The sequence below is a fragment of the Candidatus Thorarchaeota archaeon genome, from assembly GCA_021498125.1.
Lineage (GTDB): Archaea > Asgardarchaeota > Thorarchaeia > Thorarchaeales > Thorarchaeaceae > B65-G9.
In genome coordinates, this window is sequence record JAIZWL010000002.1 from 113,129 (window position 1) to 137,136 (window position 24,008).

At 47.4% G+C, this 24,008-nt stretch carries 28 protein-coding genes and 3 tRNA genes; 11 read left to right on the forward strand and 20 right to left on the reverse strand.

Annotated elements, in window-relative coordinates:
- Positions 1-113 precede the first annotated feature (113 nt).
- The 3 genes from K9W43_07945 to K9W43_07955 all read right to left on the reverse strand — a co-directional run bounded on the left by K9W43_07945 (position 114) and on the right by K9W43_07955 (position 4,510).
- Positions 114-1,181, reverse strand: coding sequence for a hypothetical protein (locus K9W43_07945; GenBank protein ID MCF2137164.1), 1,068 nt, complete (start codon positions 1,179-1,181; stop codon positions 114-116).
- 520 nt (positions 1,182-1,701) lie between these two features.
- Complete coding sequence (gene acs / locus K9W43_07950; protein ID MCF2137165.1) at positions 1,702-3,690, reverse strand: acetate--CoA ligase; 1,989 nt, start codon at positions 3,688-3,690, stop codon at positions 1,702-1,704.
- Positions 3,691-3,928: 238 nt separating this feature from the next.
- Positions 3,929-4,510, reverse strand: a complete 582-nt coding sequence (locus tag K9W43_07955; protein ID MCF2137166.1) for an acetate uptake transporter — start codon at positions 4,508-4,510, stop codon at positions 3,929-3,931.
- 288 nt (positions 4,511-4,798) lie between these two features.
- Between K9W43_07955 and K9W43_07960 the strand changes: the two genes are divergently transcribed.
- Positions 4,799-4,876: transfer RNA gene (locus tag K9W43_07960), tRNA-Ile, on the forward strand.
- Positions 4,877-4,908: 32 nt separating this feature from the next.
- Here K9W43_07960 and K9W43_07965 read toward each other — a convergent pair.
- Together K9W43_07965 and K9W43_07970 are read right to left on the reverse strand one after the other, a co-directional pair.
- Positions 4,909-5,799 (reverse strand): sugar phosphate isomerase/epimerase, encoded by an 891-nt coding sequence (locus K9W43_07965; protein ID MCF2137167.1) that lies wholly within the window; start codon positions 5,797-5,799, stop codon positions 4,909-4,911.
- 66 nt (positions 5,800-5,865) lie between these two features.
- On the reverse strand, positions 5,866-6,354 hold the full coding sequence (locus K9W43_07970) for a peptidylprolyl isomerase (protein ID MCF2137168.1): 489 nt from the start codon (positions 6,352-6,354) through the stop codon (positions 5,866-5,868).
- A 143-nt stretch (positions 6,355-6,497) separates the two neighbouring features.
- On the opposite strand from K9W43_07970, the gene K9W43_07975 reads away from it, so the two are divergent.
- Together K9W43_07975 and K9W43_07980 are read left to right on the forward strand one after the other, a co-directional pair.
- Positions 6,498-7,700 carry a tRNA (guanine(10)-N(2))-dimethyltransferase gene (locus K9W43_07975; GenBank protein ID MCF2137169.1) on the forward strand — a complete coding sequence of 401 codons (1,203 nt, stop codon included), beginning with the start codon at positions 6,498-6,500 and terminating at the stop codon, positions 7,698-7,700.
- On the forward strand, positions 7,701-8,297 hold the full coding sequence (locus K9W43_07980; protein MCF2137170.1) for an RlmE family RNA methyltransferase: 597 nt from the start codon (positions 7,701-7,703) through the stop codon (positions 8,295-8,297).
- Positions 8,298-8,306: 9 nt separating this feature from the next.
- Here K9W43_07980 and K9W43_07985 read toward each other — a convergent pair whose 3' ends face one another.
- The 3 genes from K9W43_07985 to K9W43_07995 all read right to left on the reverse strand — a co-directional run bounded on the left by K9W43_07985 (position 8,307) and on the right by K9W43_07995 (position 9,485).
- A complete protein-coding gene (locus K9W43_07985) occupies positions 8,307-8,654 on the reverse strand; it encodes a hypothetical protein (protein ID MCF2137171.1) in 348 nt (115 codons plus the stop codon).
- 152 nt (positions 8,655-8,806) lie between these two features.
- Positions 8,807-9,112 (reverse strand): Gar1/Naf1 family protein, encoded by a 306-nt coding sequence (locus K9W43_07990; GenBank protein ID MCF2137172.1) that lies wholly within the window; start codon positions 9,110-9,112, stop codon positions 8,807-8,809.
- 7 nt (positions 9,113-9,119) lie between these two features.
- Positions 9,120-9,485 carry a signal recognition particle subunit SRP19/SEC65 family protein gene (locus K9W43_07995; protein ID MCF2137173.1) on the reverse strand — a complete coding sequence of 122 codons (366 nt, stop codon included), beginning with the start codon at positions 9,483-9,485 and terminating at the stop codon, positions 9,120-9,122.
- 145 nt (positions 9,486-9,630) lie between these two features.
- Between K9W43_07995 and K9W43_08000 the strand changes: the two genes are divergently transcribed.
- On the forward strand, positions 9,631-10,134 hold the full coding sequence (locus K9W43_08000; GenBank protein ID MCF2137174.1) for a cytidine/deoxycytidylate deaminase family protein: 504 nt from the start codon (positions 9,631-9,633) through the stop codon (positions 10,132-10,134).
- A 47-nt stretch (positions 10,135-10,181) separates the two neighbouring features.
- A complete protein-coding gene (pyrB, locus tag K9W43_08005; GenBank protein ID MCF2137175.1) occupies positions 10,182-11,096 on the forward strand; it encodes an aspartate carbamoyltransferase in 915 nt (304 codons plus the stop codon).
- On the opposite strand, the gene K9W43_08010 is transcribed toward pyrB, so the two are convergent.
- From K9W43_08010 to K9W43_08020, 3 genes are all read right to left on the reverse strand, one after another.
- A complete protein-coding gene (locus K9W43_08010; GenBank protein MCF2137176.1) occupies positions 11,089-11,817 on the reverse strand; it encodes a helix-turn-helix domain-containing protein in 729 nt (242 codons plus the stop codon). The genes pyrB and K9W43_08010 overlap by 8 nt on opposite strands.
- Positions 11,818-11,942: 125 nt before the next feature.
- Positions 11,943-12,078, reverse strand: a tRNA-Pro gene (locus K9W43_08015).
- 62 nt (positions 12,079-12,140) lie between these two features.
- Positions 12,141-14,477 carry a glycoside hydrolase family 31 protein gene (locus K9W43_08020; protein MCF2137177.1) on the reverse strand — a complete coding sequence of 779 codons (2,337 nt, stop codon included), beginning with the start codon at positions 14,475-14,477 and terminating at the stop codon, positions 12,141-12,143.
- Between the two features lie 100 nt (positions 14,478-14,577).
- On the opposite strand from K9W43_08020, the gene K9W43_08025 reads away from it, so the two are divergent.
- Complete coding sequence (locus K9W43_08025) at positions 14,578-14,793, forward strand: hypothetical protein (GenBank protein MCF2137178.1); 216 nt, start codon at positions 14,578-14,580, stop codon at positions 14,791-14,793.
- Between the two features lie 54 nt (positions 14,794-14,847).
- Positions 14,848-15,246, forward strand: coding sequence for a hypothetical protein (locus tag K9W43_08030; GenBank protein MCF2137179.1), 399 nt, complete (start codon positions 14,848-14,850; stop codon positions 15,244-15,246).
- On the opposite strand, the gene K9W43_08035 is transcribed toward K9W43_08030, so the two are convergent.
- Positions 15,225-15,302: transfer RNA gene (locus K9W43_08035), tRNA-Thr, on the reverse strand. The two genes, K9W43_08030 and K9W43_08035, sit on opposite strands and share 22 nt — an antisense overlap.
- Before the next feature lie 59 nt (positions 15,303-15,361).
- The gene (fhcD, locus tag K9W43_08040; GenBank protein ID MCF2137180.1) at positions 15,362-16,258 is read right to left on the reverse strand and encodes a formylmethanofuran--tetrahydromethanopterin N-formyltransferase; all 897 of its coding nucleotides are present in this window, start codon (positions 16,256-16,258) and stop codon (positions 15,362-15,364) included.
- Between the two features lie 105 nt (positions 16,259-16,363).
- Between fhcD and K9W43_08045 the strand changes: the two genes are divergently transcribed.
- From K9W43_08045 to K9W43_08055, 3 genes are read left to right on the forward strand one after another with little or no spacing between them, the layout of a single operon-like run.
- Entirely contained in the window at positions 16,364-17,227 is an 864-nt protein-coding gene (locus K9W43_08045; GenBank protein MCF2137181.1) for a formylmethanofuran dehydrogenase subunit C, read from the forward strand.
- Positions 17,228-17,229: 2 nt separating this feature from the next.
- Positions 17,230-18,192 carry a methenyltetrahydromethanopterin cyclohydrolase gene (mch, locus tag K9W43_08050; protein ID MCF2137182.1) on the forward strand — a complete coding sequence of 321 codons (963 nt, stop codon included), beginning with the start codon at positions 17,230-17,232 and terminating at the stop codon, positions 18,190-18,192.
- Positions 18,193-18,206: 14 nt separating this feature from the next.
- Positions 18,207-18,497: a MoaD/ThiS family protein gene (locus tag K9W43_08055; protein MCF2137183.1), complete on the forward strand. Its 291-nt coding sequence runs from the start codon at positions 18,207-18,209 to the stop codon at positions 18,495-18,497.
- 1 nt (position 18,498) lies between these two features.
- Here the strand turns inward: K9W43_08055 and K9W43_08060 are convergent, their stop codons facing one another.
- Together K9W43_08060 and K9W43_08065 are read right to left on the reverse strand one after the other, a co-directional pair.
- A complete protein-coding gene (locus K9W43_08060) occupies positions 18,499-19,026 on the reverse strand; it encodes a 2-oxoacid:acceptor oxidoreductase family protein (protein ID MCF2137184.1) in 528 nt (175 codons plus the stop codon).
- Between the two features lie 5 nt (positions 19,027-19,031).
- Complete coding sequence (locus tag K9W43_08065) at positions 19,032-19,856, reverse strand: thiamine pyrophosphate-dependent enzyme (protein MCF2137185.1); 825 nt, start codon at positions 19,854-19,856, stop codon at positions 19,032-19,034.
- A 210-nt stretch (positions 19,857-20,066) separates the two neighbouring features.
- On the opposite strand from K9W43_08065, the gene K9W43_08070 reads away from it, so the two are divergent.
- Positions 20,067-20,498: an Lsm family RNA-binding protein gene (locus K9W43_08070; GenBank protein MCF2137186.1), complete on the forward strand. Its 432-nt coding sequence runs from the start codon at positions 20,067-20,069 to the stop codon at positions 20,496-20,498.
- Between the two features lie 112 nt (positions 20,499-20,610).
- On the opposite strand, the gene ftsZ is transcribed toward K9W43_08070, so the two are convergent.
- From ftsZ to rpl4p, 5 genes are all read right to left on the reverse strand, one after another.
- A complete protein-coding gene (ftsZ, locus tag K9W43_08075) occupies positions 20,611-21,894 on the reverse strand; it encodes a cell division protein FtsZ (protein ID MCF2137187.1) in 1,284 nt (427 codons plus the stop codon).
- Positions 21,891-22,076 (reverse strand): ribbon-helix-helix domain-containing protein, encoded by a 186-nt coding sequence (locus K9W43_08080; GenBank protein ID MCF2137188.1) that lies wholly within the window; start codon positions 22,074-22,076, stop codon positions 21,891-21,893. The genes ftsZ and K9W43_08080 overlap by 4 nt, the downstream gene beginning before the upstream one ends.
- Before the next feature lie 124 nt (positions 22,077-22,200).
- A complete protein-coding gene (locus K9W43_08085) occupies positions 22,201-22,923 on the reverse strand; it encodes a 50S ribosomal protein L2 (GenBank protein MCF2137189.1) in 723 nt (240 codons plus the stop codon).
- Positions 22,924-22,935: 12 nt separating this feature from the next.
- Positions 22,936-23,199, reverse strand: a complete 264-nt coding sequence (locus tag K9W43_08090) for a 50S ribosomal protein L23 (GenBank protein ID MCF2137190.1) — start codon at positions 23,197-23,199, stop codon at positions 22,936-22,938.
- 13 nt (positions 23,200-23,212) lie between these two features.
- Positions 23,213-24,001: a 50S ribosomal protein L4 gene (rpl4p, locus tag K9W43_08095; GenBank protein ID MCF2137191.1), complete on the reverse strand. Its 789-nt coding sequence runs from the start codon at positions 23,999-24,001 to the stop codon at positions 23,213-23,215.
- Positions 24,002-24,008 lie beyond the last annotated feature (7 nt).

The following is a 24,008-nucleotide window of genomic DNA, read 5'->3' on the forward strand; positions in this document are numbered from 1 at the left end:
AGACGAATCTACATTTTAGAGAGCAGAAGTGAAAACAGAAAAATAGCTGTCCGCAGCACAAATAAATAAAAATAAAGAGAGGAAAGATTCCTCTCAAATTAACTAGGACCAGTTTAAGTCCACGAGCTTATTGCTTGAAATATAGACTTGCAGGGAGTTCCATCGGAATCCTTGTAATCGGTGATTCCGATTATTGCTACGTTTACAAGTGCAACTCCAACACTCGCAGAAATTTTCACGGCTAGTGAAGAACCTCCGGTAGCAAAGGCAAGTGCAATTTCAGCAAGTACAAGTGCAGTGAAAATCGCCCATTCTTTCGCATTCATTTTGTGTGTCGCAATATACCATGCATCTTTCACTGAACTAACTAATGTTTTTGCCAAACTCATGAAACCACCAAAAACAGCGGTTATTATTTTGCCAGCAGCAGAGGCACCTTTCTTTACCAATTCTTTTATCACGGTGGTAAACATTTTGCCGAGCGTTTTTCCAGATGCTTCAACAACTTTTGATTCCGATGCACCGCGCGCAAAGAATTTTCCAGCATAATGAAATGCAACAGTACCAATGACTGCGAAAATGACGCTCACTATGAGAGTCCTATAGAAATTCTCCTTTTCAGCTGCACTGAAATAAGAGGTCGAACCGCCACTGCCGCCACTGCCGCCACCACCGCTGCCGGGATCAAGATAGGTGGCAAGTGGAAGATAGGGAGATTCACCGTCTATTTTCGAACTGAGAAGAGCAAGAGCCTTTTCAAAAGTCTTATCAAAATTGGCACCAGTTCTCTGGTCAGCATTAATATAAATGGATACTATCAGAGCCCCGATCTCAGCATCAATTGCAGATGCAAAACCTTTGACATTACGCCTATGATCACTGAGCATGCTTGCCGAGTTACAAGAGAGAATATAGTAATTCTTGGCTGCATTTGTCTTGGTTTCGTGATCAATCATCTTTGCAGGGATGAGCGAGTGATGATATTGTATCCCCTGTTCAGACCCGTGACCAACGAACACCATAGACTTGTAGGCTCTATGTTTCAACAGTGTATAGTCTAGACTGCCATAAGATACAACAATCGGATTATCAAGCTCAGTAACTAGTGTCTTAGTTGCCGCTTGTTCCTCCAATGAATTGCCAAATGTCACAATGACGGTATTACTAATTGGTAACGTCAAAGGTTGTGCATACATTGGCAAAACCATAACTATACATACAACTGCAATCAATAGCTGTGTCCCTTTTTTAACCAAAATTCTCCTCACCTAACGTTATAAGTCGGATAAAAGGTGAGTTCAATATATATTCTTCGACAAAAATGGAGCTGTGTGAAAAGTCCATATCCATGAACGAATCTGATCAAACTGGGCCTAAGTAGTATTGAATCCGAATTTGCCCCGTGATCCAATTTAACCTGACACATACACACTCATCGACTTTTCACACAGAGCCGACAAAAATACGCGAGAGTTAATACTTCAGAAAATATCTATGCGCGCCCGACTTGCGGCTAAGAACACTGAAAGAAAACGTGAAAATGAAATGGAAACTATCCTGTTTATGAACATCGAGAGATACTATCACTAAATCATTAGTGTGAAGTATATAATAATAATTCGGACCCGAAAAATACCAGAGCGCTATAAACAACAAAAAAAGAGAGAGAAGAGGAAAGATGACTTTCCTCTATGAGTGAGTCTACTCACGCTCTGCAACCAGTTTATCAACGACACTTGGATCTGCCAGTGTTGTGGTGTCACCGATATCGTCAATCTGACCGGCTGCGATTCTCTTGAGAATACGTCTCATAATCTTGCCAGAACGTGTCTTGGGCAATGCATCGGCAAACTGGATCTTGGCAGGAGTAGCAATTGGGCCGATCTCCTTCCTTACATGTTGCCGAAGTTCTTGCTTCAATTCATCAGACTTCTGCACACCCGCCTTTAGAGTGACGAACACGTAGATGTCCTCACCCTTGATATCATGGGGGAATCCAACAACAGCTGCTTCTGCAACTGATGGATGTGCAACGAGTGCGCTCTCAATCTCGGCAGTACCAAGTCGATGACCAGACACCTTCAGAACGTCGTCAATTCGGCCCATCACGAAGAAGTATCCATCATCGTTGAAACGAGCACCATCTCCGGTCATGTACATCGGTTTACCAGTTTCGGGGTCCTTGTACTGTACCCAGTATGTGTTGATGAACCTGTCATGATCACCATATACGGTTCTCATAAGACCAGGCCAGGGTCGCTTGATGCAGAGATATCCACCCTCATTTGCACTCACTGGCTGGCCAGCCTCATCCACAATGATAGCGTCAACTCCAAAGTATGGGAAGGTTGCACTCCCGGGAATCAGAGCCTCCGATCCGGGCAAAGGCGTAATAATTACACCGCCAGTTTCGGTCTGCCAGTACGTGTCAACTATGGGGCACTTGCTCTTACCAATGGTTTCGTAGTACCAGATCCATGCCTCGGGGTTGATTGGTTCTCCAACAGTACCGAGGAGGTTAAGGGACGAGAGATCATGCTTCTTAACAGGGTCATCACCGTACTTCATTAGAGCACGGATGGCTGTAGGAGCGGTATAGAACTGAGTGACCTTGTACTTCTCAACAATCTGCCAGAACCGGTCAACATCGGGATAAGTCGGGATTCCCTCAAACATGAGCGTAGTTGCGCCTGCTGAGAGCGGCCCGTACACAATATAGGAGTGACCTGTGATCCAGCCGATATCTGCTGTGCACCAGTATACGTCACCAGGATGATAATCAAAGATGTAGAGGAAGGTGTGAGTCGTATAGACCATATAGCCACCCAGAGTATGGAGAACTCCCTTTGGCTTACCAGTGGAACCTGATGTGTAGAGAATAAACAGAGGATCCTCTGCATTCATCCACTCGGTCTCACACTTGGCATCGACCTTGGCGTATTCGTCATGGTACCAGACATCACGCCCATCGACCCAGTTGATGTCCACACCAGTTCTCTTGACAACGAGTACCTTCTTGACAGAGGGTGATCCTTCAAGGGCCTTGTCAGCGTTATCCTTGAGTGGGAAGACCTTGCCATTTCGGAAGGAGCCATCTGCTGTGATCAGAACCTTTGCCTCACAATCGTGAATGCGTTCTCGGAGGGAGTCGGAACTGAAACCACCAAAGACAATGCTGTGAACAGCACCAATTCGTGTACATGCTAACATGGTGATTGCAAGTTCAGGAACCATTGGAAGATAGATGGCAACGCGATCGCCCTTGTTGATACCCAGGTTCTTGAGAATGTTAGCTGCTTTATTGACCTCATCTCTCAACTGTTCAAAGGTATAGGTGATTGCATCATCTTCAGGCTCGCCCTGCCAAATGAGGGCAACATCCTTGCCACGTCCAGCCTCGACGTGTTTGTCAAGGCAATTCCATGCCATATTTGTGACGCCATCTTCGAAGAATGTGAATCGTGCCTTCTCAGGATCTTTCCAGTCGAACCCCTTTGTAGGCTCTTTTTTCCAGTAGCAGTATTTCTTTGCAATTTCAAGCCAGAACTTGTCAGGATTCTCCACCGATTCCTTCCAGAGTTTCATTCGCTCTTCATGGCTCTTGACATAAGCCTTGTCAACAAAACTCTTAGGAGGCGGGAACCTGCGCTCTTCGCTTGAGGTTACCGTGATTTTCTTTTCATCGCTCAACTTTTGGTCACCCGGAACCAAATAATAAACTGTGTTCCGCACCTCTATTAGTGAATTATAAACGTTGTCCAAATCGTTCGGCTTTTGTCGTGATTTCGTTCCAAATAATGAATGAGTCGAGCATTTAGAGTATCCACATTGAGAACAATCGAAGAAAAGGGAGTCTACAGAACAATATATCCCAAAACACAAAGAGAAGAGGGGCCTCATTCGAGGCCCACTCGAATACAAATGAAACCTATTGCTCGACAGGGAAGACGGGCCAACCATTTACCTCAGCCAATGCGAGATAAAATGCGCTGCCGCCACACACGATCCCTTCAAGACCTGCAATAACACCAACTACACCAGCGGCTGCGGTCAGACCAACGTATGTCAGGGAGTCAGCTGCTGCTAACAGGAAAAAGAGGACAGCCAGAGAGAGGAACACAAACTGAAGGACTCTATTTGCCTTTAGTGTTCCAAAGAACATCAAAAATGTAAAGATGCCCCAACATACCAAGTATGCTGCCATTGAGGCCTTGTCAACGACAGGAGCCCATGGTGAAGCAAATAACGGAAAGACATTGAGGAACACAAATGAGAACCAGAAAAGGCCATAGGACAGAAATGCCACAAGTCCGAAAGTATTGCCTTTCTTGTATTCCATTATTCCTGCAATAATCTGTGCTATGCCACCATAGAATATGCCCATTGCAAAGATCATTCCAATACCAGTAGCTGGGATAATACCTGCGGTTTTCAGGTTCAACAGTACCGTTGTCATCCCGAAACCGATCAGCCCAAGAGGACCGGGATTTGCCAGTTCGTTTTCGCTCATCATCGAACACCTTCCAATTGGAAGTGGTTTCTGGGGATGGGCATATGCATCCCTTATATCGGTTCCCGTTTTTTCTTACTTTTATTAAAACTGGTCTCCACGTCGGCTCTGTGTGAAAAGTCGGTAATAGAGTGCGTATGAAACGAATGAACACTAGGTTATGTCCGGATCCAAGAGCCTTCAGGAACCATTCTGACTTGAATGATTTTATGTCTGTGGACTTTTCACACAGCTCCCTCCACGTCACAACATTTTTATCCATAACCTCTTCCCACGAAGACCAAGCAAGGGCCCGTGGCCTAGGCTGGTTATGGCGTCTCTCTGATAAGGAGAAGACCGCCGGTTCAAATCCGGCCGGGCCCACCACTACTTTTCTCTCGATGCATTGCCGATTCCGCTTATCCAAGCGCTTCTGGAACAACTTGAGAGATGAGATCAAGGGACTCACGAGCTTGCTGTGAAGTCAGTTCAAAGATGAGCGGGCCAGAGAAATCATTACGAACAAGCTCCATAAGAAAATCACGAGTTGGCAGCTCTCCGGTACCAAGAGGAATGTGGTCGCGATGAACGACATGCCCATCATGGTCGTCAAATCCGCCATCATGAAGATGGATTTCTATTATTCGATCACGGTGCTGATGATAGAATTCCAGTACAGATTCGGTCCCAGAATAATGCGCCAGGAGATGGCCAGTATCAAAACAGATGCTAGTATCATGTTCATCAACAATCTCGCGAGTAAATTCAAAGGGGAACTCTATGTTTTCCAACGCCAACAATCGAGGAGAGATCTCGCTCTTTGCAATAATCTCTTCCACACTACGTGAGGCGTTGGAGGCCATCAAAGTACATACGAGATCTACAATTCCTGGGGAGGCATCTAATTGTGAAAATTCTGTGGCAAGAGATCCCGTAGCATGAAGCACATAGGACTCCGGTTCCAGTGGCTCTACAACTCTAATGGTCTCGACCACCGTATTGACACTGGCTGTACGAATATGCTCATTAATGCTAGCAGGCTCCACAGACCATAAGGGGAGGTGGACGGTAAAGGAAACATCCGACTCGTCTTTAATTGCAAGCAGTCTCTTGATGACATCCGTATTCAACGAATCAGGAATGACGTAATTAGCATCTCCAGTTATCTCAATGACACTAATGTGCTCCATCTGAACTGCCTCGGCAACAAAAGAAGAGATATCAAAACGAAACAGATCAAGAACACCGTCAGAAAGCAGCCTGTCAGCAACTGCTCTTAACTCTAGAGGGACGATTCCAAAGCGAAGCACTGACTTCAACCTCGAATATGCATATAGCAATAACGTCCCTTTAGAGTTGGCGCTCCAATGGAGAATCTATCTAGGAGAGGGGAGCTTGGTGAGTTCATGTTGCTCAATCACAGGATCGACTTCAAGAACTTCGACCTTTAGCATCTTGTCACCTTGGCGAATACTCTGAACGATATCAAAGCCCTCTACGACACGACCAAAGACCGTATGACGACCATCAAGATGCTTACAGTTTGCCTCGTTAAGAACGATGAAAAATTGGCTGCCACCAGTATCACGGCCAGCATGGGCCATTGAGAGAGTTCCATTCACGTGTTTTTGACGAGAACCACTGGTCTCGCAGGGGATTGCATAGCCGGGACCACCAGTCCCATTTCCCACCGGATCGCCACCTTGCACAACAAAATCTGGTACAACACGATGGAATTTCAGGCCGTTGTAAAAACCACTACGTGCCAGTTCAATGAAATTCTTTACAGTATTGATTGCGTCATCGGACCAGAGTTCGAGCATGATTGTGCCCTTCTCGGTCTCCATCTTGATCTTATTGACCATACTAGGTACCTCAAATCTTTGAATAGTGGAATAAACACCACTGATAGACAATCATCGTAGTTGATACTTAGCAATTGTGGCAGCGGAATAGAATCCGTCGTGACTATTACCTTATTAAAGACTGACCAAAGTTAGCAATGACGATGACCATCTTAAAGACGTATACAGAAGGACTAGTCACATTTCATAGTGCTGATGTTGATCATTACACAGCAGAGAAGGGGCAACCAACCACAAGCATGCCAGTATTCTACAATCCAAGAATGCGCCTGAATCGTGACTTGTCGGTCATCTTTACATCCGCATATCTCAAGACGCATCAGGTTGATCTCATTTGTGAACCTCTTGCAGGGTCGGGAATCAGGACCTTAAGATATCTTAAGGAATGCCCAGGTGAATTCGAGGCGGTCATGTTTGATGCCAATCCATTGGCCATTGAGATCGCAAAAAAGAATGTTCAGATGAATGAACTTGAAGATAGAGTCCGAATAATCAGAGGCGACGCACGGCAGCTCCTGCTTGACGAGTCACGTGAGAAACGCTTTGATCTTGTTGATGTTGACCCCTTTGGAACACCAGCCCCCTTTCTTAATGCAGCAGTTCAGGCCATGCAACCGCATCAAGGATTGCTCGCACTTACTGCAACGGATATGCCAGCACTCTGTGGCGTGTATCCACATGTGGCTCAAAGAAAATATGGAGGCCGGTCAATACGAGCACCATTCGCTCATGAGATTGCTGTCAGATTACTTATTGGACTGGCATTCACTGTGGCGGGAATGAATGATTGCTCTATAGAACCATTAGTAAGTTTGAGCACAGATCACTATGTGAGGGTGTGGCTGGACTTGAGACCCAGTCGATCTACTGCAAATGCCCAGTCTGACATGATGGGGTTCATCAGATATTGTCCCTCTTGCATGAATACAGACATGGTTGCGCTATCGAAGATTGGAGAGGTTCAACCGCTCAAACACATTGGTAATTGTTCAGGAAAAGTAAAAATGGCGGGCCCACTGTGGATAGGGCCACTTTTCAACAGCACTACTCTATCTTCAGCAAGGGAGATAGAGGCAAAAGGAGAACAGTTCAGCAAGCGTGCTGGAAAAATATTAGAACTAATGAGAAAAGAACAGGAACTGACCGAGTTCACGTATGTGGATCTGCATATGTTATGTGATGCCTATGGACTCTCACCCCCGAGGCGGCAAGACATTATGGACAAACTAGAGGAGACAGGTCACAGGGTCACTCGCACACACTTCAGACCAACAGCAATACGTACTGATGCAGAGGTGGAGGATGTATTGAATGCAATAAAGGCTGTATTAGGAGATGATCAATAGATGGGACGACCAAAGGGAGATAGAAAAAAGGAACATTACTATAGAGAGGCAAAAAAGCACGGATACCGCGCCAGATCCGCCTACAAACTAAAACAGATTATTAAAAAGCAGAATTTACTGGCCGGAGTAGACAAGGTAGTTGAGCTCTGTTCGAGTCCAGGGGGGTGGACTCAAGTCTTAAGACAGTTCGATAGAAGTCTCGAGATAGTTGCCGTGGATCTCAATTCGATGCCACCTGTTGAGAATGTAAAATTCGTTCAGGGGGATATTACTAAGCAAGAAACAATCGATGAGATCATCCAGCTGATAGGAGGAAGTGCAGACCTCGTCTTATCCGATTGCGCACCAAATGTCACGGGCCAATGGGAGATTGATGTGGCAAGACAGCTTGCTCTTGCCGAGTGCACCATAAACCTGGGCTGCAAGATTCTAGGAGCCAAAGGTAAGGTGTTGGCCAAGGTCTTTCAGGGACCAGGGTTTCAAGAGTTCATGCAGATGGTACGAAACCTATTCTCTAGTGTACGACTCATTAAACCCGATGCGTCCCGGCGCACCAGTGCCGAAATCTACTTGCTTGCGGAGAATCCAAGACGATAAGCATCTCGATTATGAGGAATCAAAACTGAGAAGCCATTCTTCTAGACGACTACAGGAGATCGGCGAATCGGGCTGACGGGCTCCACATTTGCTGATCTTCGGGCAATGGAAACAAGGGCATCCATTCAGGTCACCTAGGCTTTGAGGCTCTGCATCGCTTATCATCTGCTCGTTAATGAAGTATCTTGTCTTTTCCAGTTCTTGCTTGGCCATTATTTGTCCCTCTGACATCAATTGTTCAATGGTTGTCGTCACTATCTCTGCGTCTATTTCAAGACCAGCGGTCAACTCTTCAAGAAGTAGCCCTTTTTGCCCTGCCTCACGAAGAGCTTTCAGGATTTGGTTGGCTACATTCATTTCAACGACCTTGATGAGAGACACACGACAAGACAGAACGAATTGCGCGGCCCCATATTTAATATTCGGAAGATACATGCACATTATGGTAATAAAAGGTACTATTGTGTACATTACTGGACAATATTCAGCATATAAAATAATGAACGTATCTACCTCTTCCTCTTTCGCGCCTTTTGGGGTTTCTCGGGGCGACTACTAACATAGAGAACAGCCCCAGCCGTGATAGGTTCAGAAACTGTAGTTTTTGGATGCGCCCTATCATGCGTATCACCCATTCGTTTGAAGGGGCGAATTGCAACATAGGGTTCTTTCACAGGACCAAATACATCCACAATTTTCCCAATCTTTTCCGCATTACTGGTAAGCACTATACCTCCAATAGGAGGGGTCTTGCTTGTGCGCACAATAAGTGATCCACGGGTTGTAATATGCAATAAAGTGCCTAGACGCCTCAATGGTTGCTTACCTCCGGCCACCTTTCCCCTTTCGTTTCTTACCCTTCTTTTTCTCGGCGGCGATACGTGCAGCCTCCCGTTGAGCTACAATTCGCCGCACACTCTTTGCGAGCATAAGTAGCAGTCGCTTTTTCTTGTGATGATCAGGGTTACCAAGGAGCAGATAGCCAGAACTGCGAGTCCAATCACGAGGGTATCTCTTATCCGGTTCGACAATAGCCTCAAACCCAATAGAATCGGCTGCCTGTTTAAGGATGTCAATCGTCACTCCAGGCGCCGCCAAATTTACAGGGATTCTACGGCCCTGTGAACGCGACAGGCCAGAGTCAAGATAGGCTGGCCAAACTATGACCTTGTCTTTGTGAGGCTTCATAGTAACTCATTCCTCGTGATTGAGAGCGTTGACCAGTTCAATATGGCTAATTCTTTTTACCTTTGCCATCTGGAGAAGACAAAAGATTAGAGAATCTCTATAAGAGAGAGGGGATGGCAACATTTCAAGAGGAGAACGATGTAATTTGCCAAGAAAGAGTAAGGATGTGTACTTCCTAGAGATAGCTGATCTTGTGTCATCCCGTAGCACATGCCTAAGGAATCAGGTGGGAGCCCTTCTCGTGAAAGACTCGCAGATCCTCTCAACGGGGTACAATGGCGCTCCTAAGGGGTTACCCCATTGTAGTGAAGTAGGATGTTTAAGAGACCAACTTGGAATAAAGTCAGGGGAACGCCACGAACTCTGCAGAGGACTACATGCAGAACAAAATGCGATCATTCAGGCCGCGTATCATGGGGTCAGTATCAAAGGGGCCAAGCTTTACTGCACGACAAGACCCTGTAGTATTTGCACCAAGATGCTAATCAATGCAGGAATCAAGGAGATCATCTATATCGAAGAATATAACGATCCTCTTGCAGCAGAGATTGCAGAACAGGCGGGTCTGAAGTTCAAAAAGGTGGATATTCCGAGACGCTACGGGCGAAATGGAACGGAACAGCAAGATACCAGTGTGACAAAAGATTAAAACAGACCACGGCCTCGCAAAGACAAAACCGAAGAGTGTGTTTCTGGATGGGTGCCCTTCATAACCTAATTAGTATTCAAGACTTGGCCCGAGATGAGATTGATCTAATACTTCGACGGGCTGCTGAGATGGAAGAGATTGCAGTCACTAGAAGCAAACTACTCGATGGCAGAATAATGGCCTACTTGTTCTTTGAACCCTCAACTAGAACTAGACTGTCATTTGAGAGTGCCATGCTTCGACTTGGTGGGAATGTGCTTGGCTTTGCGGATGTGGTGGTTTCAAGTGCTGGAGGTAAAGGCGAAACCCTTGCGGACACAATTCGAACCGTAGAGCGGTATGCGGATGTGATTGTGATCAGGCATCCACTTGACGGGTCTGCACGAGTCGCAGCTGAGTTCTCGAAGTGCCCAGTCATCAATGCGGGCAGCGGAGCAGAAGAACATCCTACTCAGGCACTCCTTGATCTATATTCTATCCAAAAAATGAAGGGGTCCATCGATGGGCTCAACATATCACTCTGTGGGGATCTAAAATACGGTCGAACAGTCCACTCACTGGCAATGGCGCTCACAGAATATGATGTCAAAATAACTCTGGCCGCACCTGAACAGTTACAGATGAAACCTTCAATTATACAAGTGATGGAGCGAGCGGGGCTCTCAGTCACGGAAGTTGAGAGCATAGAAGAGGCCATTGAAGAGGCCGACGTAGTATACATGACTAGAATACAAAAAGAGCGGTTTCCGGACATTCGCGAGTATGATGCAGTAAAGGGGCGGTTCAGACTTAAACGAGAAGATGTAGAAAAGATGCCCGATGATGCGATTATTTTGCATCCATTACCAAGAGTGGACGAGCTTGATCCCGAGATTGATTCCTTGCCTCAGGCACGATACTTCGATCAGGTGGAGGCAGGAGTGGTCACTAGAATGGCCATTCTTGATTTGATCCTCAACTAGTCCGGTCTAACTCGCGTAGACGGCGTACAAGAACATCAGTCGAGTCCAGTTTAATCAGACCAAGAGGAATCCGCATCTGCACTGAGAGGTCTATAGCAAGACGATCCACATGGTCAGTCCCATGAAGAATAATGAGAGGCGGTTTGAATTCTTGGGATCTGATGGCGATCATAGGAGCGCGACCAGTACTGACCCTTGTGAACAGCAGGCAACGTTCAGTGGTGGCCCCAAAAATCTTGAGAAACCCGTCGCTACTCAATTCTTTCACGGCGCGTTCGATATCAACAAGGGAATAGCCATAGATCTCTCGATCTAAATGGTCTTGCCCAGATAACACCTCACAGCCCAATTTTACACAGAAGTCGCGGGCGGTCATGGGTGATATGAAGTCACTCATAGCAAGCACAATATTCGTGTCTACAAGACTCACATCCATTAAACGTACATAGGCTGAGATGACCTGCCCCCCATTTTGCTCGTCAATATCCAAGAGCGATAATACAAAACGACGAATTGTATTAGTACCGGGTGATTTTCGTCGGCCAGATTCATAATCACTTATGACACTGGGACTAATACCAAGATGGTCTGCAAGTGCAATCTGAGGAATTCGAAAACGCTCCCGCCAGATCCGCATGGTCTGTCCTGGATGATCGGAGAGAGCAATTTCCCCGGCAATTCTTCTGGCAAAACGTTCACGGACGGTTGTCTGCAGCGACATCACAATCACGAGCTGTATACTGGCTTGTATCTGTCGGCCAGCATCGGTCGGTTAATTCTTGTTTCAAATCATCAGAAAATAACAATTTCGGCTATTGCCGAAGTCGAGAGCGAAAAGAAAATGGATGGTGGGCCGGACGAGATTAGTTCAACAACGGGGAAACCCCACTGCTATCGAACTCGCGACCTCTTGGATGCTTGCTCTGGGACCACAGTCACAGAGTCCCAAACCAAGCGTCATACCAAGCTAGACCACCGACCCATGAGTGATGATAGTTCCAACTGAAGACGATATAAGAATAGCGGAGTGAATATGAAATTTTGCTAAGATGATATGATGGTAAGTTGATGTTCCATGCCATCATCCGGATAGGTGATGGTGACTGTGCCGTCTTCAGTAATAGATCCATCAATAACACGACCGTCAAATAGCACTCTAGAAGAGGCCTCGACTCCAAACACGTGGATGATGAGAGATCGTGGTGGGGGTTTCCAAGTACCGTTCCGAGCCCCTATGCCCAATGTAAAAGTGCCATCTTGCGAGTCAACAACAAAATGAACAGTTGATGACGGCCCACTATCAGAGATACCATCATCCTCATACAAGATAAAATCGGAATGGCCATGCGCATAGATCCATAGAACTAGATTCCCCAAATCATCTCCCGTATGCTGTACCACACGACCTGTTGGAATAATGGCGCCGCCTCTGATGAAAATCGGAATTTGATCAATGGCTGCATTCACGGTGATAGTCGTTGGGCCATGTATGATTGCATGATCTTGAAACGAGTACCAAGTCCCCTGAGGGAGATACACCTCACGCGAGATTGCACCTTCTTCAAGGACAGGAGCGACCATAATGAAGGGGCCAACCATAAACTGAGTGTCCAGCGAGTAGATCTTGGGATCATCTGCAAACTCCATGGCCAATGGTCGCATAATGGGACGACCAGTCTGGCTAGAATCCCAAGCGAGAGAATAGAAGTAACGCAACAGTTTGTAGCGTAGATTTATTGCGTCACGGATTATCGACTCGTACTCGTTTCCAAACAGCCACGGTTCTTGGCGCGCCGTATTAATTCGTGAGTGATTTCTGAAGAAGGGATAGAAACAGCCCACCTGATACCAACGCACAAGCAGCTCTCCTGTCACATCATCTGAGAAGCCACCAACATCTGCACCACATATTGGGATTCCAGAAAGTCCAAGACCGAGTAACATAGGAATGGAGAGCCTTAGGTGATTCCATGTGGATTTGTTATCGCCAGTCCATGTGGCCGCATACCGCTGATAGCCCGCAAAACCGGATCTTGTGAGGATAAATGGTCGTTTCCCAGAGTGAACCTTACGAATGCCGTTAAATGCAGCCTCACACATTCCCAGAGCATATACATTACGAAGGCGTTCCTCCCAAAGCTCACCAGCGCTATCAACGACATGCTTCATAGAATATTCATCCCTGAGCCCCTCATAGATACAGTTTGATGGCTCGTTCATGTCGATCCAGCTACTATTACTCAAGCCTGATGAACTGAGAAGCAGATATTTGGATGCAAACCACTCTCGTACTTCAGGACGAGAGAAGTCTGGAAACACGGTCTCACCGGGCCAGACCAGTCCCACATAGACAGAACCATCATCTTGCTGCAGGAACATATTCTGTTTCAGGCCATCATCATAGACGGAGAATCCTTCTTCGAGCTTGACGCCCGGATCAATGATAGCCATCACATGAAATCCCAGTTTTGTAAGCGCATCCGTAAATTCATGGGGCTTGGGAAAGACCTTCGGATCCCATGTAAAGATACGGTACTCATCCATGTAGGCAATATCAAGAACAATTGTATCGCAAGGAAGGTTATGGTCACGATACCTGTTGGCGATACTTAGAATATCCTCTTGGCTCTCGTAGACCATCCATCGGGAGTGCTGATGCCCAAGGGCCCAGAGAGGAACAAAATGAGGGCGGCCAGTCAGGCGAGTATAACTATCAAGCACCTCCTCAAACGAGGGACCAAGTATCAGATAATAGTCAAGAGGGCCCCCTACTGAGCCGAAACTGTACTCGGCCTCCTGCTGGAAGTCGAAAAACGTTCGATATGAATTATCAAGGAATATACCATGAACTATGCCACGGTTCAGTACCAAGAAGAAGGGAATTGATTGGTAGAGTGGATCCGAATGAAAACCATAATCGGGATTATCTGTGGTCCACATCTCATAACGTATTCCACGTTTGTCAAGCCCGTACGCCTTCTCGCCAAGTCCATAGAAGACTTCAGGCCCGAGCATGGTTCTTCTGATCACAAAACCATTTTCGCGCCACTCAATACCGCCAGCACGACTGTCTTCAAAAATGGTCGCCCCATCAAGATTTTTCAAAATCAACCGAAATGGATCTCTCTCAACAAGTAATAGAGATGTGGGGAGTGAGATAGACCACTGGCCGTCCTGCTCGAAGAACTCTACAGAAGGGGGATTACTATATCCAACGGTTGCAAATGACTCGTACCTGCGATAGGTCTCCTCACGTGTGGCCTGAACACGAATTATGTTTGAACTAAGGCATGTGACACGGACACGACCTTCATCACAGAGGAACTCAAACGCAGGTCCATCTGGAGATTCTATTGGAGTAGGGGCTTCGATGACGCGCAATTCTAAACACGATTATGTTATGGGGATAGATACTTTTGTCAATTGTTACTCCAAGCGAAAGGTCATAACAGAGAGATTCGTAATACTTACTGGTGATAGTATGAGTCTGCTAGGACCTGATGATTTCGATCTTGACAAAAGAGGACGCGCAAAGAAGCACGCACAGGATTTGTCCCCTGCCCTGAGAAAATTGATTGACAAGTGGTTGAATGAGCCTGATGAGGATCTTGCCAGAAGAGAATTGACTACTCTTGTGGGACCAGAAGAGGCACGAAGACTCCTCCTTCTTCGGGGAAAGAGAAGAAGACTACATTGAAGAACATCGCGGATATTAATTAAAACACGTTTGGCGCCAAATAGAGGTGGAGCTGTGAGAAGAGATCGTAAGTTTGAGATGGAGATGCTCAAGTCATCAGAGCCTCGTACTGTTCTGTCACTGATTCGTACTATTGAAGCTGAAAAGCGTACACACTTAGCAGAGTTGCGAACAGGAATTGGGATTCTTACAATCCCAATGTCGCTGGTCACGATTCTGATTGCCACGTCAAAATATTACGACATCCTCCAAGTGATTCCAATGGTGATCCTGCTCACTATGGGGATCATAGTGCTACTTGCATTGGGATCGTACTTGGCGTTTCAGGCACTGATGAAACTGCGTGAGAATGAGCGATTTATATACAAAGTTCATAACACCGCATCCGAATCATTTTGCGACGATCTTGCTGAAGAAGAAATGAGAAAAGATGGAGCCCCAGGCGAGATTTGAACTCGCGGCCTCCTCCTTACCAAGGAGGCGATCTGACCGGGCTAAGCTACTGGGGCTTCTTGGGAGATGAATTTCGATTCTGAGATAAAGTTTTCTGAGTAGAACGATCACTCACTCACTCAAAGAGCTCGTGTAGATGAAAATGGTGTTTTCCTAATCGTCCACCATAATTACCTGCACTGACACGAAGAACACCCGGATACTTGCAGACAGTCTCTATGGCTGTACGCATAGCTGCTGCAACTGATTCGTGATTCAGGCCATTGATGACGATCTCCAGTACAAAATTAGAATCAGGCGGCACCTCAGTGTCAGGAACTAAGGAACGGATTGTTGGGCAGAATTGTTCATTGGTAGACGCGACAAGACCCTTGTAACGAGAACCAACCTTTGAACCAGATCCGACAAGGCCTCCGGGGAAAGGGGTGTAAGCACCCTCGACCTGCTCGATGGCTTGAACAGCGGCACGCCCACTCGCCATTCCGGTAGCAAGATCCTTCGAAAAATAGATGATATTTCCCCCAGCAATGCCTTTCGTTCGACCAAAGTTTTCCTGAACTACAAAGGTACCACTCATTCGAGGGATGAGCCAGAAGACACGGCCATCAATTGGACCTTTTTTCACCTGAAACCCATCACCAAAAAAGGAGATCTTCTTGCCAATAGGATAGTGCTCACGGGGATGTGGCGTGTCATCATAAGCGCACGCAGTTGGACTTGTGAGAACACATTGCCCAATCCGAGCTAGAAGTTGGTCCTCTAATTTCACTTTCTTATTTGTTGCAAAGATGACCCTGACTCCAGGTCTCCCGTCGGGGGTCTGTTCACCAGATAAGACATATTCAATTCCAGCCTCTACAGGGGTCATGATGATTGATGTACCAAAGCCTGTAGCCTCTAGAGCAGTAATGCGTGCCCACTCTTCATTGTAGGCGGTAATGAGAGTCCGATTCATATGTACGGAGAATGCCTCCGCAAAAGTATCATCGATAGGCACATCATGCAATTTCAAGCGACTGCCTCCAAGTAGAGTACGGACTTCGGCCTTTTCATAGTTATCATCAGAAGTGCATTCTTAAATGTGACAGGACATCAACCTTCATGGAGCTGCAGACAGATGGTCATTCAACTCACGGCAATTAAAGTTCCAGATATTCCCGTCGAGGCGGACGTGATCACACCGAGCCATTTTGTCGCAAAGAGCGTTGATGAGATCCGTCAGCTGGAGGTCTACCAAGGAAAGCAATGCCTAACACTTGGGGACTTTTTTGAGGTCAGTGGAGAACCAACTGATGATATTGCAGAATTGACCATCAAGATCGAGGGGGATCTTAAGCGCATAAAATACATCGGCCACCAGATGAACGGAGGGCGAATCGAGATTCATGGCGATGTGGGGATGTATCTGGGATCCATGATGCAGGCGGGGCGCATTCACGTTCATGGTTCTGTAGGAGCGTGGGCTGCCGCAGAGATGTCTGGTGGCAATATACAGATAGAAGGAGATGCGGGCGACTATCTCTGTGCAGGCCTGCGAGGAAGTGGTGAGGGAATGAAAGGGGGACGCGTGTATGTTGCGGGGGATGTGGGCAGAGAGATGGCGGCTCATATGAGAAAGGGGTTTATTTCTGTAAAAGGGAACATTGGAGAGATGGCTGCGTTTCGCATGCAAGGGGGGACAATAATAGCATGTGGAAATGTATCTTCACGTTTAGGTGTGCAGGCCACACGAGGAATGATTCTGATAAGAGGAAAGGTAGAGTCAATATTTCCCACTTACAGATTTAGTGGCGTTGCCGTCAGAGAATTTACTAGCTACTATATGCGATACCTCTTCACACGACGGCCAGACTTTATCGATAGATACGGCCCTGACGAGAAATGGATCAAGTTCCAAGGTGATTTTGCAGAGGGCAGGCCCAATACAGAACTCTATGTGCTATCCAGCACCAACAGGCATCTCTTGACCAATGGTGAATGAAAATGCCAATTAGTGTGAATCGACAGGCAATGGAAATCGTACAGACGATAATCAAAAAGCACAGGAAACTTGGATGTGAAATACTCGAGCTGGAGAATGGCTGTACCATAATTGATGCAGGGATAAACACACAGGGGAGCCGAGAACTTGGACGATTAGTGGGGGAGGTCTGCCTTGGTGGTCTAGGCGTAGTCAGATTCACAGAGATGCATATAGAAGATCTGACGCTGCCCGCCGTTAGTGTCAATGTGGATCAACCAGCCATTGCAACCCTTGGGTCTCAGTATGCAGGCTGGAGCCTCAAGATGGAGGGGTTCTTTGCCATGGCATCAGGTCCAGCACGTGCACTATCGCGAGTTGAAACGTCACTCTTTGAGGAACTCCAGTACACAGATGATGCAAGAGAGGCAGTCATCATGCTTGAGACCGCACAGATCCCAAATGAAGAGGTGACTGCAACTATTGCTGAAAAATGTGGAATAGACACTTCTAACCTGTATTGCATCATTGCTCCGACCGCCAGCATTGTAGGGTCGGTGCAGATCTCAGCCCGAATTGTGGAGGTAGGAGTTCACAAACTTCATACACTGGGGTTTGATCCTCTTAAAATCCGTAAGGCCCACGGGGTGGCTCCAGTGGCCCCAGTGGCCAAAAAGGACAGCCGCGCAATGGGAGTGACCAATGACTGTATTCTTTATGGTGGCAGGACCTTCTTGTTCATTGAAACAGATGAAAATGATAATCTCGAAGAACTGGTAGAACGATGCCCAGCAACGGCATCGGAACAGTATGGGGTACCGTTCTATAACCTCCTGAAATCAAAGAATTTTGACTTTTACGAACTGGACCCGTTACTGTTTAGCCCTGCGGAGGTCACACTTATCGACTATCAGGACCAGAAAGCGTACACAGCCGGGTTTCTAAATGCGGCAGTCCTGAAACAATCAATAGACTCTTGCAAGTAAAGGACGGCGTGCACATGATTGCAAAAATAACATTCAAGGGGCCTCTTGTAATATCAATGGGGAGATCGGAGGTCAGTATAACTATAGAACAGTCAGACTATGCCCCACTGAGAGCAATCCTGACCAAGTTGATTGAGACATACCCGGAGATCAGAAAGATGTGGATGACCCCCAAAGCAATCGCCCAAGAAACACTCATTCTGTCAAATGGCACAGATGTCTCGCTAATGGGCGAACTTGATGCCAACATAAATGATGGCGACTCGATTTTGATTATCCCATTGATACACGGGGGATCGCAATAGGTCAGTCCACGAAAGAGGCACCAGCGTGAAGACCACGGATATTCATTTCTAGAGTTCGCTCAGGAACTATGTCTTTCAATGCAGCCTCTAGAGATTCAAGCGAAATAATTCCGGACTTCTTAGCAAAAGCACCTAACATGATCATGTTAGAGATCATCCGTGAACCCAATTCGTCAGCAGTCTTCATAGCTGGAACAGGAATCACCGTAAACGTGTCACCACAATCGCACTTGACAAGGTCGGGATCAATGATTAGTGTGCCATCCTTTTTTGCTCCCTCAAGGTACATGTCAAAGGCCTTCTGCGACATGAAGATACTATAGTCGGCCTTAACCACCTTGGGATAGCGAATGGGTTCATCACTGATAATCACCTCGCTTTTTGCAGCGGTCCCACGGGCCTCAGAACCATAGCTCTGAGTCTGGATTGCATCAAGGTTCTCATGCACAACAGCGGCATGGCCCAAGAGCACGCCAGCAAGAACGACACCCATTCCACCAGTACCTGCAATTCTGACCTCAGTTCGCATTAGTTTCACCTCTGTTGCTGTAACTGTTGTAATGAGTCCAACAGACCTGGCTCGTCCCGGTCAACGAACTCACCAAGATCTTGACCGTGTTTAGTAGGCACAATCTGACCAAGAGGATCATCCTTCTTGCGAACTGGAAGACCCTTGAACCATTTGATCATATCAGGAGGGGAGCCAGCACCAGTTCTGCGCCCATAGGCGGTAGGACATTGGCTGAGAATCTCTACAAAGGAAAAGCCTCTTCTTTGAAGCGCCTTGCGAATAGAGCGGGCTGCTTGGAGAGGATGTGCCGTGGTCCATCGGGCCACATAGTTTGCTCCTGCTGCCGCAACTAATCGGGCAAGATCGAATGGCCGTTCCGGATTACCAAAAGGTGAGGTTGTAGTTCGATCTCCAGTGAAAGTGGTCGGTGCAACCTGCCCCCCAGTCATGCCATAGATGAAGTTAGTTGACGAGATGACCGTCAGATCAATATTCCTCCGCGCCGCATGGATTAGGTGATTTCCACCGATGGCTGCCAGATCACCGTCCCCGCTGATTACTACAACATTAAGTTCGGGTCGTGCAAGTTTTAGACCAGTCGCAAATGCGATTGCACGGCCATGAGTTGTGTGAAGTGTATCAGCCTTAAAGTGAGGAGATGGAATCCAAGCACCACAACCGATACCAGAAACAAACGCAAACCCACTAAGGTCTTCATGCCCAAGATCACGAACAGCCTTGAAAAAGGAATTCATAATAATACCGTTTCCACATCCGGGGCAGAAAGGAGTGGGAAGAGCCTCTTCTCGAAGGAAGGAACGTGAGAAATGAACTTTTGATGCTGTCAAGAGATTACCTCACCTTGCTATGCCAAATGCCATAGGCAGGAGTTAATAACTATTCTCAGGCGGCAACAAGTTAAAGAGGCATAAGGATTTGGAGCGAAGTGAAGAAACGCGGCCACCATGGTCAACGGTCTATATGCCGAATGAGCATCGCTTTTAAGACGACCAATTGGGAGAATGCGTTTGACGACGATTACAGATTGGTGAATTTAGATGGCAGAAGTCGCAGCAACTAGGGCGTTCAATCGTGAGATTGCATCCGTGATTGGAGCCACAATTCAGGTCATTACCAATGATGGAAAGACGTACACTGGTACCCTAAAGGGTGTGGATCAGAACACACTTAGTCTCGTGCTTGCAGATGTTGTGAGAGAGGATGAGACCCGTTTCCCGCGAATCTTCATCTACGGCAACAGCATCGTTTCATTCTCAGTGACTGAGAAAGAGGTCAGCCTTGAAGGCCTTGCTAAAGAACTCGAGAAAGTGTTCCCACCAGGAGGCGTGCGATTCTTCCCGGACACAGGCGTCATTGTCGTAATGAATAAGATCCGTGTCACTCCAGAGGGCGTGGATGGTTCAGGTCCCCTATATGAGAGGGTGGCGGCTATCGCAAAGGACTGGATGGAACAGCACGGTCTCGAATAAAAATAAATAACATGGTACAATGAACAGTCAAGTCCTGTACCAGAACTATTGTAAAATAGGCATAATATTGCGACATTTCTGCCTCAAATAAAAAAGCCTGAAGTGCAGGCGTCTATAGAAGCCTGCGAAGTCCAAGATCTTCAAGACTGCGTTTCTCTTCCTCTTCTGAGGGCTGCGGCCCGCGAGGTGCAGTACGTCGAGGGGGCGGTTTAAGCCGATCCTCCCAAGTCCTCTGTGATGAAGAGGGGAATTTACCAATTGACCGCAGATCCGCGCGTATTTTTCGCGGGTCGAGCGCACCAGCAGAACTAGTGGGCCGGAGTAGACCAAGTGCACTGAGATTGCTCCGGCTTGAAGTGGAAGAAGTGACCGGAGAGGCATCCTTAGAGCGAGCTAATAGTTGAGGGCTCTTTACACCTGTGAGAATTAACATTACTCGTAATACACCACTTAGGCGCGGATCAACACGTGCCCCCCAGATGACTTGAGCATCAGTACTCATTTTATTGGAGACCAACTCGCCCACACGGTTAGCCTCTGCAAGGGACATGTCAGGACCACCTGTGATATGAATCAACGCACCAGTAGCCCCTGCCCATTCCACTTCAAGAAGTGGGCTCTCTAATGCATTATGAATAGCGGCCTCCGCACGATTCTCACCTGATGCCTCACCCACTCCAACTAGGGCAACACCACCATTACAGATGATTGAGCGAACATCAGCATAGTCCAAGTTGATAAGACTGGGGAGCGTGATGGTCTCTGTGATACCTTTCACCATCCCAGCAAGAACCTCATCTGCAATACCGAAGGCCTCCTCCAAGGGGAGATCTGGAACCAGCTCCATTAGTTTTTGATTATCAATAACGACCACGGTATCAGCGTTCTCTTGAAGCTTAGCAAGCCCAGCCTTGGCCTTATCAATTCGAGTCCGTTCGAGACTGAAAGGCATTGTCACTACGCCGACAACAATGGCATCGTTTTTCTTGGCGATCTCAGCAACTATCGGGGCGCTCCCTGTACCAGTGCCACCACCCATACCAGATGCAATAAAGACAAGGTCCGCATCACGGATTAACTCGGCGATCTGAGCGGACGACTCTTCGGCAGCAGCCTGCCCCACGTGGGGGTAGCCACCAGCACCTAGACCGCGGGTGATCTTTTCACCAATCAATAGCTTCCTGTGCGCAGGGGTCACTGCAAGATGTTGGCGATCCGTATTGATAGCAATGCACTCCGCGCCTTGAACACCAATGGTCATCAAACGGCGTATTGTATTATTTCCGCCACCACCGCACCCCACAACAACGATTCTTGCTTGACCAACATCTCTTGTAGAAGTCGAAGACCTCTCAAGACGACTATGTTCCCGTGCAGTATCGATAAAGGATTTCATCGCATTGTGCCCTCGACAAGTTTCACTGATTCTATATCCCTGCGTTCCCATAGTTCTCGTTTGAGCAGGTCGCGGATGGCAATCCGTATAGTTTCTGAACGGTTAGGATAATGACCATCTTGCACAAGACGCTCTATATCATCCACGATTCGCTCAGGTAAATGAACGGCAATTAAACGCATAGGAAGTCCTCAAAGAGAGACTTACTCTATCAACATTTGTACGTGTGTAATACCAACTTGAAACACAAGTTTGCATATAATCAAGCGAATAAAAATAAATGAGGAAGAGAAAAATCTCTTCCAACTATCGGTTCTTACGGCCGGTTCGCCGAGCCGCAATGTTACCAACCTTTCGACCAGGTGGTGCATGACGACTGACTGTTGTCGGTCGGCCGGGAGACTGATGAGAGCCTCCACCATGTGGATGTGAGCACGCATTCATTGCAGTACCACGTACGACAGGCCACTTTCGTGCCTTTGGCCGGGTATGATGCCAAACTGCGCCAGCCTTAAGGAATGGCTTCTCCGGACGCCCACCACCTGCAACAATACCAATGGTAGCTCTACATCGCGGACTAAAGGACTTCTGTCTACCACTAGGCAAACGGATTATTGCCTTAGTCTTGTCAATTGACACAATGGTTGCAGCAAGGCCGGAGGCTCGAACGAACTTTCCACCATCACCGGGGGATCCTTCGATATTGAAGATAGGAGTACCTTCAGGGATGTGTTCAAGCATCAATGTGTTGCCATTAGCAAGTGCGGCATCCATACCACACTCAATGGTCTGCCCAACTTGAACGCCTTCCGGTGCAACCATATAATGCAGCTTTGATTCCCCTTCATACTTGATCTCAGCAAGAGGCGCACCTCTGCCTGGCTCGTGATAGAGGGCAATGATCTTCCCGACATAGGTCTTTTCTGGAACCCACTTCGGATGTCGAACAGGAGCGATTCGTGTACGACTTCGATTACGCCACTGAGTCGTGCCTCGTCCCTTTCGCTGGACTAGAACTCGTCTACCCATTATTGCACCTCCTTAGAATATGCCAAGCTGGGTGGCGACATCTGCTGCACTGTATTCCGGTGCAAGTCGCACAAACGCCTTCTTCCGCCCATCAGGCAAAATCAGGGTATTCACTTTTTCCACAACAACATCATAGAGGGTCTCAACAGCCCACTTGATGGTATTCTTGTTGGCCCTTAGAGCGACATAGAAGGTGAGCTTATTGGCTGTGTCAACAGCATCAAGACTTGCCTCTGTGACAACGGGTCTGATTATTACTTCATTAGGATCTCGCATCACATCTCACCTCTTACAGGAACAAACGCTCCTTCTCCAATCGCTCAATGGCAGATTTTGTCCAGACAACAAGCCGACCCGGATGTGTACCTGGTGCGAGAAGCTCAGCATTCAGACTCTGCACCTCAACAACATCTACACCGGGGAGATTTCTTGCACCCAGACCAATACCGCGGTCTTCCCCGACCACAATCAGGAAGGACTTTGGTGTCTTCATCTTTCGGCCACGCATCTTACCTTTACCAGCTCGAACACCACGACCACGGACTGCACGGTCAAGATCCGCCTCAAGTCCCAGAGCAGTGACTGCCTCAAGAACAGCCTTGGTTGAATCGAGAGCTTCTAGCTCATCGCTTACAACTAAGGGGATGTTTGGAACGGTTTCGATCTTATGACCACGTTGTGCAACCCTATCGCGATTTGCAGTGGCTGCAATTGCCGAACGTATGGCAAGCCTGCGTTCCTTCTTGTTAATTCTCTCAATTAGCACCTTTCGTGCTTCAGGGGGATGAGCAACTCGACCACCAACTGTCCCAGGAGCAAATCCTCCTTTATTAGCAGCTGATGTACCACCACCCTTTATCCGGGGCGTCCGCGAACGACCATGACCGGTCTGCCAACTCTCGGCTGTGTTCCTCTTACCTGCCATCTCATCTACACCATGTGGTTGGTAGCGTCTTGATTGCAGAGCAAGGACTGCACGCTTGATGACATCGGGACGGAAGGGGGTCTCGAATTGCACTGGCAACTCAATTGCAGTACCCGTCTTGCCCTTTAGTGAGTAAGTCTTAGCTTTAACCATAAATCAT

Coding starts and splice junctions, on each gene's coding strand:
- K9W43_07955 (MCF2137166.1), bottom strand. CDS start 4,510: ATGAGCGAAAACGAACTGGCAAATCCCGGTCCTCTTGGGCTGATCGGT.
- K9W43_07970 (MCF2137168.1), bottom strand. CDS start 6,354: ATGGTCAATAAGATCAAGATGGAGACCGAGAAGGGCACAATCATGCTC.
- K9W43_07975 (MCF2137169.1), top strand. CDS start 6,498: ATGACCATCTTAAAGACGTATACAGAAGGACTAGTCACATTTCATAGT.
- K9W43_07980 (MCF2137170.1), top strand. CDS start 7,701: ATGGGACGACCAAAGGGAGATAGAAAAAAGGAACATTACTATAGAGAG.
- K9W43_07985 (MCF2137171.1), bottom strand. CDS start 8,654: ATGAATGTAGCCAACCAAATCCTGAAAGCTCTTCGTGAGGCAGGGCAA.
- K9W43_07995 (MCF2137173.1), bottom strand. CDS start 9,485: ATGAAGCCTCACAAAGACAAGGTCATAGTTTGGCCAGCCTATCTTGAC.
- pyrB (MCF2137175.1), top strand. CDS start 10,182: ATGGGTGCCCTTCATAACCTAATTAGTATTCAAGACTTGGCCCGAGAT.
- K9W43_08010 (MCF2137176.1), bottom strand. CDS start 11,817: ATGTCGCTGCAGACAACCGTCCGTGAACGTTTTGCCAGAAGAATTGCC.
- K9W43_08025 (MCF2137178.1), top strand. CDS start 14,578: ATGAGTCTGCTAGGACCTGATGATTTCGATCTTGACAAAAGAGGACGC.
- K9W43_08045 (MCF2137181.1), top strand. CDS start 16,364: ATGGTCATTCAACTCACGGCAATTAAAGTTCCAGATATTCCCGTCGAG.
- mch (MCF2137182.1), top strand. CDS start 17,230: ATGCCAATTAGTGTGAATCGACAGGCAATGGAAATCGTACAGACGATA.
- K9W43_08055 (MCF2137183.1), top strand. CDS start 18,207: ATGATTGCAAAAATAACATTCAAGGGGCCTCTTGTAATATCAATGGGG.
- K9W43_08060 (MCF2137184.1), bottom strand. CDS start 19,026: ATGCGAACTGAGGTCAGAATTGCAGGTACTGGTGGAATGGGTGTCGTT.
- K9W43_08070 (MCF2137186.1), top strand. CDS start 20,067: ATGGCAGAAGTCGCAGCAACTAGGGCGTTCAATCGTGAGATTGCATCC.
- ftsZ (MCF2137187.1), bottom strand. CDS start 21,894: ATGAAATCCTTTATCGATACTGCACGGGAACATAGTCGTCTTGAGAGG.
- K9W43_08080 (MCF2137188.1), bottom strand. CDS start 22,076: ATGCGTTTAATTGCCGTTCATTTACCTGAGCGAATCGTGGATGATATA.
- K9W43_08085 (MCF2137189.1), bottom strand. CDS start 22,923: ATGGGTAGACGAGTTCTAGTCCAGCGAAAGGGACGAGGCACGACTCAG.
- K9W43_08090 (MCF2137190.1), bottom strand. CDS start 23,199: ATGCGAGATCCTAATGAAGTAATAATCAGACCCGTTGTCACAGAGGCA.
- rpl4p (MCF2137191.1), bottom strand. CDS start 24,001: ATGGTTAAAGCTAAGACTTACTCACTAAAGGGCAAGACGGGTACTGCA.